Origin of the sequence: Thiococcus pfennigii, from assembly GCF_016583835.1 — a bacterium.
Classification (GTDB): Bacteria; Pseudomonadota; Gammaproteobacteria; order Chromatiales; family Chromatiaceae; genus Thiococcus; species Thiococcus pfennigii.
In genome coordinates this window covers 26,473-40,736 of the sequence record NZ_NRRW01000033.1, presented here as the reverse complement: position 1 = coordinate 40,736, position 14,264 = coordinate 26,473, and the positions used below count along the sequence as shown (strand labels likewise).

The window sequence follows — 14,264 nt, the reverse complement described above, 5'->3', positions numbered from 1 at the left end:
CCGGTCTCGCTCCCCGCGCTTCGTTACCTCCACGCGACAGACCGCAGCTACATGTGTCATCAGCACTTCACATGGCAGTCACCTCACAGACTGCTAGACGGGCCAGGCTTGTCCTGGCACACCAGAGACGCAAAGGCGCAGAGAAGGAGAAGCGGAGCGTATTGGTGACATCGACCAATGCCTTCTCTTCACTTTGCGCCTCTGCGTCTCTGCGCGAGCCCGTAGGTCGCATGAGCCCTGTAGGGTCTGCTGTGCGGGCCGTTCGGGATAGTGCAGCACTTCAGAAATCCCGAGGCTGTTCGTTGTCGTTGTCCTGATCCTAGTCCGATCGTCGATTACGACAACGACAACGATAGTCGTTGGAGGTGGTCTCGGAACATCCGCACTGCTGTACTAGTCCTGTTCCTGTTGCAGTTGCCGCGCGAATGCCAGCCAGGGATCCGACTTCGTCCGGGTGAAGCGGTTGATGAGTAGGGTGTAGACGGTCAGGGACGCGAGGAAGCCGCCGAGCATCAAGGGCTCGGGGATGCCGAGCCACTGGCCGGCGAGCCCGACGGCGGCGGCGGCCATCGCGAACAGTACCATGACCGCGAGCGTCTGATGGCGGGACAGCCCCAAGTCCTGCAACACGTGGTGACAGTGGGCGCGGTCGGCGGAGAAGGGCGACCGTCCCTGCATCAGCCGGCGCGTGATGACGCAGAGCGTATCGAGCAAGGGCAGGGCGAACAACCAGAGGGCGGTCGTCGGCGCGATCAGGCGGTCTGCCCCTTGGGAGAAATCGATCAAGAACCAGGCGAGCACGAAGCCCAGAAACATGCTGCCGGCATCGCCCATGAAGATCGCCGCCGGCCCGCGCGGGCGGAGATTGTAGAGCAGGAAGGCGACGATCACGCTGGCCAGCGTGACGAGGATCGCGAGTTCGCCGGTGGCCTGTGCGGCCCAGGCGACGAGGATCAGTGCCCCGAGGGTGACCAATGTCAGGGAGCCGGCGAGGCCGTCGAGCCCGTCGACCATGTTGGTCGCATTGATGACGCCGACGGCTGCGAAGACGGTGAAGGGGGCCGCCATGATGCCCAGGGCCAGCAACCCGTCGCTGGGGGGCAGGTGACCCAAGTCGGCGAGCGTCACCCCGCCCCAGACCGTCATCACCAGACCGGCGGCGACCTGGGCCACGAAGCGCGCCCTCGCGGAGATGTCGTGCAGATCGTCGAGTATGCCGACGATGACGAGGAGCAGTGCCCCGGCAAACAGCGGTTTGAAGTCGCTCAGGCCGACATCGATCGTCAGGATCGCGAACGTGAACGCGGCGAACATCGCCGTGCCGCCGACCAGCGGCGTGGGGCGGGCATGGCCCTTGCGCCCGCCAGGGTGGTCGACGAGACCGATGTGGCGAGCCGCCGGGGTCAGCATCTCGATCAAGATGATGGCGCCGACGAAGCCGAACAGACTGCTGAACAGGTAGCCTTGATCCATAGGTCAGTCTCCTCCGTTGCAGATCGAATGCCGTTGGAAGCTGACCGGCGGCGACGGCCGGCCGCGCGGACGTTCCCCGTCTCGGCTGGGGTCCTTGCGACGGCGGCAGGCCTTTGCGTGCGGCCGCGGTCCCTTCGGAAGACCGCAGCCGTGAGGAGGCCGCCGACCCCCGAGCGACGCCCGGCCGCCCCGCGGACTTCGACGAGCGAGGCGCAACGTGTCACCGTCGCATTTCCGCGATTGCAGTACCGGATTCCCCGAAGGCGGAGCGCAACGAACTGAATTATTAATCTTTAAGCCGTTTGCGCCTGCGAGTTCCCGAAAGCGGCAGCACAAGGTCCGCCGTCGATTCCGTCGCTCGATTAGGTGCCTCTTGCCCTGCGCACGCCTCGCCGGAACGGTGACGAGATGCAGTGTGCGCCCTCCACGAGCACGGCGGATCGAGCGTTTGCTCCGAGATTATAGGCTTTCCTGGTTACGCTTCAACGATACCGAGTGCGATTTTCGTTCGTTCTGGGAGTCATTCCGCAACGCGCGGGGCTGAATCATGCCGTACCTCTCGTGCGAGGCAGGCGCTGCTTCCGGGACCTGGAACGCCGACCGCGCTATCTGCCCATGTGGCCCATCTGGCCATGTGTGCCTTGCGTACGCCGGGAATCCGAGTCTGAGGGGCTCGGTGAGCCGCGTGACCGCTTCAGGTGTTGCGCGGGCCTGGCTTGCGCTTGCGAGGCGCTGCGGCGCGCGCCGAGGATCGGCGTCGGCCTGATCCCCGAATGGTCCTGGTCGATGCCGCGCCAATGTAGACTTGCCGCTAATCGAGGAACGGGTTTCTGATCTGCTCGGGCGGGACCCCGGGCGCCGCAGTTGGAGATGCGGGGCGTGGGACGTCCTGGCGCGCCGGCGAGCGCCCCCTGGTGCGTCGCCGCGCCCCGGTCGCCTCGCCGCCCAGTGCCGAATCAGCAAAAAAGATGCCCGCCAGCAACGCGGCGTAGACGATATTTGCCGGTGTATGCAGATTATAATCGACCAGGCTGTGCCCGAGGATCAACAGGATGCCGATGCCGGCGCCGACCTGTATGAAGCGTAACTGCGACCAAGCTTCCGATGTCCAGACCTTCGTCCATTGTCGCAGATAGAGGCCCAAGAGGAACAGGATCAGGACGGCTGCGAATGCCCCACCGTCGAACAGCCACTCGAGGTAGTCGTTGTGGGCGCGATTGACGAACCACCTGCCGAGTTCCAGGGGCTGGAAGGCGTTGAATACCTCCGGGTAGGTGCCCGGGCCGCTGCCCAGGGGGAAAAAATGGCCGATCCCGGTCAGGGTGGCGGAAAAGACCGTCCAGCGGGCGTTTTCCACTGTGTCGCTGACGCTGAAGCGATCGAGCACGGGCGCGAGGCCGATCACGAGGCCGACGCCGATGGCGATTGCGACCACCGTGCCGACCAGACCATAGACGTTGTTGCCGCCAATGCGTCGCGAGTAGGCGAGGGTGGCGAGCAATATGCCGAGCATGGCCAGTGCGATCCCGGCGCGGGACCGGGTGAATACGATGGCCGTGATGAAGAGCAGCGCGAGTGCGCCATAGCCGATCGCCGTGTGTCCGCGCAGGGTGCCGAAAAATGCCATCCTCTTGCGCCACTGGGTCTGCCGATGTCCGTGCCGCCCTACCGAGTAGATCAGCAAGGCGAGCGCGATCGGCAGGACCATGACCAGCAGGCCGGCGAGATGGTTGCGATTGGTATAGGTGCCTACGGCGGTACGGTAGGCCGGTTCCATTCCCAGGTACAACAGATCGCTTTGGCCGCCGTATTGCATCAGGCCGAGAATCGCCTGGCCCGCAGCGATCGCGAACAGGACCCAAAGGAGTCGTCGCAGCCCCCGAAAGTCGAGCGAGCGCACGCCGAAGAAGACGGCGATTGGGATCAATGCGAGCAGCCAGGCGGATTCGGTCTCGTGCGGTAAGACGGACAGGCGGCGGACGCCCGCCTCGATGCCGAGTTGGGCCTGGATGCTGGCATAGATGTCACGACCCGGCAACCAATCGACGAGGCCGCTCGGCAGGGGGATCAAAAAGACGAGGGGCATCAGCAGAAGAGAGATCGCCGCGACCATTTCGGGTCGGCTGACGGGCAGGTTCTGGCGTGCCCGCAAGGACAGACCCAAGAGGGCGACGGCCAAGAGTTGGAGCACCAGTTGGGCCAACGCCGGTTGGCCGCTACGAAACAGGGGCGCAAACACCAGGATCGCCGCAGTCACAAGGAATGGATACGCGGCCTCGAATCCGGACGGCGATGAGGGTTTGCGAACGCTGGAATCAGGCACTGAGTCAATCCTTAAAAGTGTGACCTTTTCGTCGTTTCGCCAGGGCGATACCGGCATCCTTCAAAGGCAGGGAATCAGGTTAGCGGATTTCCGGCGAAAAGCAAGGCGTCGTCCCGGGCAGGGTGTCGGGGAATGCGTCCGCTCCCCCAGAGGGTGCCGGGGAGGCGGCCCGGAATCTTGATCTTGGTGACGAAACCAAAGATGATGCGGGTAATCGGGGAGCCCGGCTTTCAACGTGAGCGGATGCGTATGCGGCCGCGGTGCGGGATGTGTCCGTTGCAGAGGGATTCGATGATCAAGAAAGTCTCTTTTTGTCTGTTCCTTGCCTGGGTGATGCAGGGTCTTCTAGGTTGCCAGGGCCCGGGGCCCGAGCGGGACACGCCCGCCGGTAGCGGCGAGGACGCGTTCGCGCTTGGCGATCTGAGTGCCGAGGGATCCGGCCGCGGGGCGTCCCCGGCCCCGGACGAAGGTTCGAACCCGGCATCCGTAGGGATGATCCCGGCGGAGGCTGGGCCGCCGCCGGACCCGGGGCCACGGGCGACCTACCGGATCGGGGCCTTCGACCTGATTCAGGTCGATGTATTCCAGGCTGATGATTTATCGAGCAAATATCGGGTCAATGAGAGCGGGCTGATCGTGATGCCGCTGATTGGTCCCGTCAAGGTCGGCAGCTTGACGCCCCAGGAGGCGCAGGGCGTGATTGCCGAGGCGCTGGGGCGCGATTATCTCCAGAACCCGCAGGTCACGGTGTTCGTCGAGGAGTACGCGAGTTCGAACATCACGGTCGCGGGCGCCGTGGAGAGGCCAGGCGTCTACCCCCTGACGGCCAGGACGTCGCTGCTCCAGGCGATCGCCTTGTCCGAAGGGGCGAACGACATCGCCAACGAAAATCAAGTGATCTTGTTTCGGGAGCAGGAGGATGGCTCGACACGTGCCTATGTCGTCAGCTTGAAGGAAATCGAAAAGGGCGAAGTGCGAGATCCCCAACTCGTGGCAGGCGACAGGGTGGTTGTGCCGGAGTCCGGGGGCGAGGTGTTCTTTCGGAACGTGACGAATGCACTCAGGGGCTTCGTGCGTCCATTCTATTTCTAGGGGGCGGCGGGGTCTTGTGGGAGTGCTTGATGTGGACGACCTGATATGACTGATCCGAGCGGTTCCCTGGATCGACGGGCGCCCAATGGCCCGTTGGCGCGTATCGACGAGACGCTACCTGCGCGCCGTGTCGATGAGGTGCGACTCAATTCCCGCCTGGATGCGGATGACGACGACACGATCGACCTGCGGGAATACTGGAGCATCCTCGTTCGGCGTCGCTGGACGGTGCTCGGGGTTCTCATCGCGGTGGTCGTGGTCACTATCCTCGCGACCTTCCTGACAACGCCCATCTATCGCGGCACGCTGCTCTTGCAGATCGACCGGGAGGAGGGGAAGGTCCTCGAATACCAGACGGTGGCACCAGAGGATGCGAGGAACGCGAACGACTTTTATCAGACGCAATACGAACTGCTCCAGAGTCGAAGTTTGGCCCGCCGCGTCATCGATCAACTCGGCCTGAAGGGCGGAGAAGAGGACGACGGTGGTTTCTTCAGCGATCTTACGCGGGCCGTGAAGGGCGGCATCGCGGGGCTCGTCGGCCGTGGCGAGGGGGCGCAATCGGCTGACGCAGGTGCCGCTGCCGCGAATGAAGAGAATGCCTTTCTCGCGAATTTGACGATCGAGCCGGTCAGAAACTCGCGGCTGGTCAGGGTGCACTACGAGAGTCCCAATCCCGTCGAGGCGGCGGCCGTGGCCAATGCCGTCGCGGATAATTACATCAATACGAATCTGGAACGGCGCTTCGACGCCTCGGCCTATGCGAAGAGTTTCCTCGAGGAGCGCCTCCAGCAGGTCAGGGCGAACCTCGAGGATTCGGAGCAACGGCTGATCGCCTATGCCCGGGATCGGGAGATCGTCGATCTCGACGATCGGCTGTCGGTGTTGCTGCAGCAGTTGCGCGAGCTGAATACGGAGTTGACCAAGGCACAAGCGGAGCGCATTGCCGCGGAGGCCGAATACAATGAAATGGTCGCCGGCGGCGTCGTTGCCAATTCGGCCAAGGTGCTCGGAAGCCCCGTCATCGCGAGCCTGAAGGAGCGCAAGGCGGACCTGGAAGGGCAGTACCAGGACGGCTTGAAGGTCTTCAAGCCAGGCTATCCGTCGATGCAGCAGTTGCAGCGCCAGATCGCCGATGTCGACCAGGCGATCCGTCAGGAGGCAAACGCCATCGCCGAGTCGATCAAGGCGTTGTATCAGGCCAAGATTCGCCAGGAGGCGACGCTGATGCTTCGTCTGCAGGAGGTCAAGGAGGAAGTCCTGGCGCTCCAGGATCGCAGTACCGATTATCAGACCCTCAAGCGCGAGGTCGAGACGAATCGCGAACTCTACGATGGCCTGTTGCAGCGCATGAAGGAGATCGGCGTCGTGGCCGGCATCGGCACGAACAATGTTTCGATCGTCGATCGGGCGCAGGTGCCGCCGAGTCCGTACAAGCCGAGTCTCGCGAAGAACCTCGCGCTTGCGATCGCGCTCGGGTTGTTCGGTGGTGTCGGGCTGGCGTTCCTGTTCGAGACGCTCGACGATACGATCAAGACGGGCGATGACGTGGAGCGGCGCCTCGGTGCCCCGGTGCTCGGCGTCTTCCCGCTCGCCGACGAGGTCGAGGAGGACGGTGCCATCGGCTCGGTCGCGCTACGCGCGGCCAGGGATCCCAAGAGTCATCTCGCCGAATCGGCCCGTTCGTTGCGGACTTCGCTCGTGTTCGCCACCTCGGACGGCGCGCCGCGCCTGATCCATTTCACGAGTGCGGGTCCCGGGGAGGGCAAGACGACGGCCGCGGCGAGCACGGCGATCGCCTTCGCGCAGGCCGGGAGCAAGGTCCTCGTGATCGACTGCGACCTGCGCAATCCCTCCGTTCATGAGGTCTTTACCCTGGGGAACAGTCGTGGCCTGACGCACTATCTGGCCGGTGACGTCAAACCGGCCGATATCGCGCAGCCGACGGCCGTCCCCAGGCTGTTCGCGATCACGAGCGGGCCGATGCCGCCGAATCCGGTCGAGCTGTTGTCGGGGCCCAAGATGCTGGATTTGCTCCGTTTGGCGACCGAGCGGTTCGATCATGTGGTCTTGGATAGTCCGCCCGTCATCGGTTTGGCCGACGCCTTGGTGTTGGCCAATCTCGCACGGGCGACGGTCTTCGTCGTGCACCCTGGGGGGACCCGAAAGGGCGCCTTCGAGGGTGCGGTGAAGCGCCTGGATGCGGCGAATGCCAGGATCATCGGGGCAGTTCTGCAGAAGGTCGGTCGATCCAGCTCTGGCTACGGGTATGGATACGGATACGACTATGCGTATCACTACAGTTATGGCGGCGATGCCGAGAAGATCGCCGGGGTGCCGGCGACGAGTCAGTCGGCGGGTTGAGCGACCGTTGGTCGATGGTGCCTGAACTCCTCCTGGTGGCGGTCGACTTCAATCGATCGCCGCTTCGGTATCCGCGGCTCGGCGATCCCCAGTATCGATTGCCGCGTGCGTTCGGCGTCCTGTTGCGGGAGATGGCGGCCGCGTTGGTGCCGCCGCGCCTCGAGGATACGGCCCGGCGCGTCGGTTTGAGTGCGGCGGAGGTGCAAGAGGCGGCGCGGTTCTTCGTTCGCCACGTCCTGCTGGTTCCAGCGGCCGATCATTACCGCGCGCTCGGAGTCTCTGCGGACGCGGATGCGGAGCGAATTCGCGAGCACTACCATCTGCTGGTGCGCCTGTTTCACCCGGACCGGGTGGCGAGCGGCGGGGATCTGGAGGGGCTCGAGGCCAGCCGGCTCAACGTCGCCTATCGTGTCCTGCGCGATGAAGGTCGGCGTGCGCATTACGATGCCGAATTGGCCGTCGCCGGGTCGGGCGATCGGCGCGGGGCGCTGACGCTGGCGGCGTTTCGCCCCGATTATCGGGCAGCGGCCTTGCTCGGCGATCGTCATGGGGCGGAGCGGCCGCGATCGGCGGCAACGCGGTTCGTAGTCGGGGCGGCGCTTGGGCTGGCGGTCCTGATCGCCCTGGCGGTGGTCTTGTCTCCGGCGCGGCCGGTCCTGCGCATGGCGCCGGAGCTCGCAGATCGACCGACGCCGCCGCCGGCGTATCTGGGCGGGCGCGCGGCCGAGTCGGCGGCGGCGTCTGGCGCGGGCGGTGTGGCGCCCGAGGCTGGGAATGCCGGCGGGGGCGAGGATTCTGTGGTAGCGATGCGGTCGGCGCCGCTCGAGCAGGCGGGTCGCCCCGAGGGACCCGAGGCGCAGCCCGATGACCGCCCAGCGGCGCTGCCGGTCGCTGTCCCGCGCGAAGGCGGGGCCGCGCCGCGCGAGGACCTCGGGCATCGAGCGTCGATCGCCGGGGTCTCCGTCTCGCCGGCTTCCCGCCTGGCGCCCGTCGGGGCCGTTGGATCGTCGGGTGAACGAGGTGGGGTGTCGTTCGCGGCGGCGCCGATCCCCAGCCAGGTGACCCAGCGCGATGCCGGTCCGGAGGGGCGCGGCGGATCCGGGCCGGCACCTGCCTTCGATGCCAGGGCGGCCGGCGACAAGGATGGCGTTCCAGGCGCCCGGGGATCCTCGTCCGCGGCGTCCGAAGGCCCGCGGGGCGCGCCCGGCGACTCGGTCGGGCAGTCGGTCCAGCCGGCACTGAGTGCGGGTGTTCGCGACGAGATGCCGTCGCAGGGGCGGCGATCGGATGGGACCGGCGGCGAGCAGGCGGAAGCCGTTGCCATGGAAGCGGCGATCACGGCGACCGAGATGTCGTCGCATATGCCGCCGGCAGGCGTGATAGGTGCGTTCGAGGCGGCCTACGAGGGGGGCGATCCCAGTCGATTGGCCGCCCTCTTCGTACCCGAGGCGCGGATCAACGAGGGCGTGGGGCGCGGCCTCGTCCAGACCCTCTATGCCGATCTCTTTCGGCGCGTACCCGAGCGTTCGTTGACGCTCGGTCCGCTGCGCTGGTCCAGGGGGCCGCTTGGACGCTGGATCGCCGAGGGGGATGTCCTCGTCGACACCAGACCTCGCGGTTCTCGTCGCTGGCACCGTAGGTCCGGTACCATCCGGTTCGAGCTGACCCCGGCGGGTGAGCGTTATCAGATCTCCACGATGATCTATGACCTCGGATCGAAATAGGGATCGGTGACCGAGCCGGGATAGGAGTCCAAATTGAAAATTGCCTTGCGCGTACTCTTGGTGCTGTTGGGGGGCTTCGTCGTCTGGCGCATTCTTGCTTCCGGAATCGCGGACCACTATGCGGCGCGGATCGCCGAGGGCGACCGCGGCGCCGTTCAGAAGGCCTTGGCCTGGGCGCCGCATCACCCGCAGGCCGTTCTGGCGGATGCGATCGAGTTGATCGAGACCGATCCGGTCTCGGCCAAGGCCCGATTGAAGGATGCCTACCGGTACGATCCGACGAATCCGCGGCCGCTCGTCCTGTTGGCGCGCCTTGCCTACGTTGACGGGGAGTTGGACGAGGCCGATGCACTCATGGACTCGGCGGTTAGGCTCGGGCCGGCCGATCCGAGTATCCTCAACGAGACGGCCGCCTATTGGGCGATGCGAGGCGAGTTGGAGAAGGGCGTTTCGTACTGGTCTCGCGTGCTGGAGGCCGACCCGGGCCGCGGGAGGCAGATCTTTCCTGTCCTGATGGAGTTGGTCGAGGATCCACGTACGCTGCCCGTCGTGAGGCCCTTGGCCCTGTCGCCGCCATCCTGGTGGGACTCCTTTTTCGCCGAGGTCGCCCAGCGCGCGCTCGATGTAGAGACGGTGCGTTCGCTCTACGGGTTGCGGCGGGAGGCCATCGGTGCGCCGCCGACGGCCGATGAGCGGGCGGCCTACGTCTCGCGATTGCAGCGCGATGGCCTGGTGACCGAGGCGTATCTGATCTGGGTCAATGGTTTGGCCCCGGACGAGCGTCGCTATCTCGGGCTCCTCTACGACGGGGGGTTCGAGTTGGAACCGAGTCAATCCGGTTTCGGTTGGATCGCGCCGCGGACCTCGCAGGTTGAAATGCGGATTGCGGCGACCTACGGTACTCAAGGGAGCCGCGCCCTTCATGTGCGTTTCGCGAACCGAGAGCGGCCATTTCGGCACCTCTTCCAGCGCCTGTATCTCGATCCAGGCAACTATCGCGTCTATGGCAAGGTGCGTCCCGAAGGCCTGGACACGTTGGGCGGTCTGCGCTGGCAGGTCAACTGCCTGTTGACCGATTCCGCGCAAGAGTCCACGCCACTCGGGGAGAGCGAGCGTTTCCTCGGTGCCGGCGATTGGCGTTCATTCTCCTTCGACTTCGTCGTGCCGCAGGGGTGCGTCTTTCAGGAGATTCGCCTCGTCTCGAGCGGCCGGCGAGCGTTCGAACACAAGATGAATGGTGTCGTCTGGTTCGATGCGCTCGGGATCAGGAAGGTCGAGGAGGTGAGCGCAGCGGCGCGGATCGGTGTCTCCGCGGGCGACGCACCGATGCCTGCTCCCGTGGATGACGAGGAGCGTCCGAGCGCCGGGGATGACCTGGAGTCGGGCGCGGATCAGGATGGGGCGAACCTCGCCGGTTCGGCAGGCGAGGGGTAGCTTGCGTGACGGGGTCCCCATCTGTTGCTGCGACCGGTTGCGGAGAGTTGCAAATCATCGGGTTTCCGCTATAGTGAAAATCGTCCTGCGTGTCGGTTTTTCATGGGACTTATACAGCCTCTAGCCAAGGAGCGTGACATATGCCTGCTACCACGAGACTCTTTACACTTTTAGTGACAGGCGGCCTGCTGGGTGGGCTGGGGACCGCCACAGCTGCGGAGGAGCCGGTCGGGACCCTTGCCCGGATCTCCGGCGCCGCCATCGTCAACCAGGGTTCGCAGTATGTCACCGGCCGCGAGGGCATGCCGCTGGTTGAAGGCGATCGGCTCCTCGTACTGGAGGGTGGGAGCGCCGTGGTCGTGTTCGCCGACGGGTGCGAGCGTGCCGTCGCCGACAACGAACTGTTAGTAGTGCCGGCGATCAGTAGCTGCGCAGCGAGCGATGCCGTGGCGAGCGATGCCCACAAGGTGGCGCCTTACAATGCTGTGGCCGAGACCACGGGTCCGGACGCCGCGGCGAAGTTTCAGTTGACGCAGATGGGGGCGTCGGCGGCCGGCGCCGCGAATCTGGGCTGGATTCCTGTCGTTGGCGCGGCCGCCGTGGTCGGCGTCGCCGTTGCGGACGACGATGACGATGGCGGAGATGGTGGCCGTCGCAACCACTACGACGAGCGTCCCCCGCTCAGTCGTTGACACGACCCCTAAGCCGTGTCTGCCGACTCGTGCAGACACGAAGGCCGGGCGGCGCCGCGGGGGCTGTCCGGCCTTTTTTCGTCCGGGCACGTCGCGCCAGGTGACGTCTCTCGGCCGGATCGCTCGGCGCACGCGGGTCGGGCCGGTGGTCGGCGATACCCCTGGGCTCGGGTCGGTATCCGGCTGGGCGTTCGTGTCGCAACGCGACGCCCCGCTGACGAGGGAGGTTTTCCGCGGCGGCCCTCGCTGCGACTCGGCCTGTGGGGCGGCGATCCGGACGCAGGCGCTCGAACCGAAGACCTCTGCTCGGACGATCGATCCACGGGCTCGCCGTGGGCATGTGCGCGTTCTGCGCCAAGACGCCGTCCCCCGTGGGATGTTTGCGGTGACGTGGGCCGCCGGGTGGGCTGCGGCATCTGGTTGTTGAGTCGCTTGACAAGATCCGAGAATCCAAAGATCATGGCTGGTCTAATTGGATATCCTCTCGATTCAGGTTTCGCAGGAGAGTCGCCTTGGCCAACTCACCCCAAGCTCGGAAGCGGGCTCGTCAAGCCGAGAAGCATCGGCAGCACAACGCATCGCGTCGCAGCATGCTGCGCACCTACATCAAGAAGGTGATCAAGCTCATCCAGGCCGGAGACAAGGAGGGTGCGACGCAGGCCTACGCCGAGGCTGTCCCGGTGATCGATCGGGCGGCCAACAAGGGGTTCATTCACGCGAACAAGGCGGCGCGGCACAAGAGCCGTCTGAACGCCCACCTGAAGGCGATGGCCTGATCGATCGTTGGCAGGCCAACCAGCGTCTGTTGCAAGAGCCGGCCGAGTGCCGGCTTTTGTCGTTCAGGGCTTGGCGATGGGCCGGCCGGTGAGCGTGGCGCGTGGATCGGAGACCGGTTGGGCCACTCGCCGGCGCGTGGCGGGCTGCGCGTCGCGCGCGTCTACGGTCGTGGGGCGCGGGGCGCGGAGTTGTCCGGTCGGCCGGTCCGGAGGCGATCGAGGTGCGTTCGTGACAGGCTTGCGAGCGGCGCCGCGCGTCCGGTCGCCCGCCTCTGGCCGTGTTTGAGTTTGGGCAGCATCCGGTCTAAGCTAACTAATTTTCTTGGGCTCAGAGGTAGGGCGATGGGGGCGAGAACCCTCTACGACAAACTGTGGGACGAGCATGTCGTGCGCTACGACGACAACGGCACGGCCTTGCTCTATATCGACCGGCAGCTGGTGCACGAGGTGACGTCGCCGCAGGCCTTCGAGGGGCTGCGCCTCGCTGGGCGCAAGCCGTGGCGGGCGGCGGCCAACCTGGCCGTGCCGGATCACAATGTACCGACGATCGAGCGTGCACTGGGCATCGTCGATCCGGTCTCGCGCCTGCAGGTCGAGACGCTGGATGCGAACTGCGCGGAGTTCGGGATCACCGAGCTGCGCATGGGTGATCCGCGCCAGGGCATCGTCCATGTCATCGGGCCGGAGCAGGGCTTTACGTTGCCGGGGATGACGATCGTCTGCGGCGATTCCCACACCGCGACCCACGGCGCCCTCGGCGCACTGGCCTTCGGGATCGGGACCTCCGAGGTCGAGCATGTCCTCGCGACCCAGTGTCTGCTTCAGCGCAAATCCAAGACGATGCTGGTCGAGCTCGACGGCCCGGTGGCCCCGGGGGTCAGCGCCAAGGACATCGTGCTCGCGATCATCGGCCAGATCGGCACCGCCGGCGGTACCGACCACGTCATCGAGTTCGCTGGCGAGGCGATCCGCGACCTGACGATGGAAGGGCGGATGACGGTCTGCAACATGGCGATCGAGGCGGGTGCGCGCGCCGGTCTGATCGCCGTCGATCAGAAGACGATCGACTATGTCCGAGGTCGCCCATATGCCCCGAGCGAGGCGCTCTTCGAGCAGGCCGCGGCCCATTGGCGTACGCTCGTGAGCGACCCGGGCGCGCACTTCGATCGCGTCGTGACGGTCTCGGCCGCGTCGATCAGACCGCAGGTCTCCTGGGGGACCTCGCCCGAGATGGTCGTGCCGGTCGATGCCCGGGTCCCGGACCCGGCCGCCGAGCCGGATCCGGTCAAGGCCGCCGGCATGCGTCTGGCGCTGGAGTACATGGGGTTGACCGCTGGGACGCCGATCACCGAGATCCGCCCCGACAAGGTCTTCATCGGTTCCTGCACGAACGGGCGCATCGAGGACCTGCGCGCGGCCGCCGCGGTGGCCAAGGGGCGGCGCGTCGCCGAGGGAATCCGTCAAGCATTGGTCGTTCCGGGCTCCGGGCTGGTCAAGGCCCAGGCCGAGGCCGAGGGGCTCGACAAGATCTTCATCGAGGCCGGCTTCGAGTGGCGTGATCCCGGCTGTTCGATGTGCCTGGCGATGAACGCCGACCGCCTCGAGCCCGGCGAGCGTTGCGCGTCGACGTCGAATCGCAACTTCGAAGGCCGGCAGGGCCCGCGCGGGCGCACCCACCTGGTCAGCCCGGCGATGGCCGCCGCGGCCGCGGTGACTGGGCATTTCGTCGACGTGAGGGGGCTGTGATGGAGCCGTTCGTCAATTTCGCCGGGATCGTCTGTCCGCTCGATCGGGCCAACGTCGACACGGACGCGATCATCCCGAAGCAATTCCTGAAGAGCATCAAGCGCACCGGCTTCGGCCCGAACCTGTTCGATGAGTGGCGCTATCTCGACCGCGGCGAGCCGGATCAGGATTGCCGCCAGCGGCCACTGAATCCCGACTTCGTCCTCAACGATCCGCGCTACGCGGGCGCAAGCATCCTGCTCGCGCGCGAGAACTTCGGCTGCGGTTCGTCGCGCGAACACGCCCCCTGGGCGCTGATGGGGCAGGGGTTCCGGGTCCTGATCGCGCCGAGCTTCGCCGACATCTTCTTCAACAACTGCTTCAAGAACGGCATCCTGCCGATCCGGCTGTCGGGCGATCTCGTCGACGACCTCTTCAAGCTGGCTGGCGGGCCCGAGGCACTGCGGATCGCCGTCGATCTCGTGGCGCAGACCTTGCATTTGCCGACCGGTCGCACGATCCCGTTCGAGGTCGATGCCTTCCGCAGGCACTGTCTGCTCGAGGGGCTCGACGACATCAGCCTGACCCTGCAGCACGTGGAGGCGATCCGCGCCTACGAGGCGCGTCGCCTGGCCGAGGCGCCCTGGCTGTTCGCCTGAGC

At 65.9% G+C, this 14,264-nt stretch carries 10 protein-coding genes; 8 read left to right on the top strand and 2 right to left on the bottom strand.

The genetic code is table 11. The features are described 5' to 3' along the window. Positions 1 to 393: 393 nt before the first annotated feature. Complete coding sequence (locus CKO41_RS11750; RefSeq protein WP_200254167.1) at positions 394 to 1,473, bottom strand: MraY family glycosyltransferase; 1,080 nt, start codon at positions 1,471 to 1,473, stop codon at positions 394 to 396. Between the two features lie 811 nt (positions 1,474 to 2,284). After that, positions 2,285 to 3,712 carry an O-antigen ligase family protein gene (locus tag CKO41_RS19010; protein ID WP_200254164.1) on the bottom strand — a complete coding sequence of 476 codons (1,428 nt, stop codon included), beginning with the start codon at positions 3,710 to 3,712 and terminating at the stop codon, positions 2,285 to 2,287. 375 nt (positions 3,713 to 4,087) lie between these two features. Between CKO41_RS19010 and CKO41_RS11740 the strand changes: the two genes are divergently transcribed. The 8 genes from CKO41_RS11740 (at position 4,088) to leuD (ending at position 14,262) form a co-directional block, all read left to right on the top strand. Continuing rightward, complete coding sequence (locus tag CKO41_RS11740) at positions 4,088 to 4,888, top strand: polysaccharide biosynthesis/export family protein (protein ID WP_200254162.1); 801 nt, start codon at positions 4,088 to 4,090, stop codon at positions 4,886 to 4,888. A 45-nt stretch (positions 4,889 to 4,933) separates the two neighbouring features. Continuing rightward, the gene (locus tag CKO41_RS11735; protein ID WP_200382373.1) at positions 4,934 to 7,252 is read left to right on the top strand and encodes a GumC family protein; all 2,319 of its coding nucleotides are present in this window, start codon (positions 4,934 to 4,936) and stop codon (positions 7,250 to 7,252) included. Positions 7,253 to 7,383: 131 nt separating this feature from the next. Continuing rightward, positions 7,384 to 8,976 (top strand): DnaJ domain-containing protein, encoded by a 1,593-nt coding sequence (locus CKO41_RS11730; RefSeq protein WP_200382371.1) that lies wholly within the window; start codon positions 7,384 to 7,386, stop codon positions 8,974 to 8,976. Positions 8,977 to 9,009: 33 nt separating this feature from the next. After that, a complete protein-coding gene (locus CKO41_RS11725) occupies positions 9,010 to 10,410 on the top strand; it encodes a tetratricopeptide repeat protein (RefSeq protein ID WP_200252452.1) in 1,401 nt (466 codons plus the stop codon). 140 nt (positions 10,411 to 10,550) lie between these two features. Continuing rightward, positions 10,551 to 11,102, top strand: a complete 552-nt coding sequence (locus tag CKO41_RS11720) for a FecR family protein (protein ID WP_200382368.1) — start codon at positions 10,551 to 10,553, stop codon at positions 11,100 to 11,102. 512 nt (positions 11,103 to 11,614) lie between these two features. Then, positions 11,615 to 11,878, top strand: coding sequence for a 30S ribosomal protein S20 (gene rpsT, locus CKO41_RS11715; protein ID WP_200252456.1), 264 nt, complete (start codon positions 11,615 to 11,617; stop codon positions 11,876 to 11,878). A gap of 342 nt (positions 11,879 to 12,220) precedes the next feature. Continuing rightward, positions 12,221 to 13,624: a 3-isopropylmalate dehydratase large subunit gene (leuC, locus tag CKO41_RS11710; RefSeq protein ID WP_200252459.1), complete on the top strand. Its 1,404-nt coding sequence runs from the start codon at positions 12,221 to 12,223 to the stop codon at positions 13,622 to 13,624. Further along, positions 13,624 to 14,262, top strand: a complete 639-nt coding sequence (gene leuD, locus CKO41_RS11705; RefSeq protein WP_200252474.1) for a 3-isopropylmalate dehydratase small subunit — start codon at positions 13,624 to 13,626, stop codon at positions 14,260 to 14,262. Before leuC ends, leuD begins: the two co-directional genes overlap by 1 nt. Positions 14,263 to 14,264 lie beyond the last annotated feature (2 nt).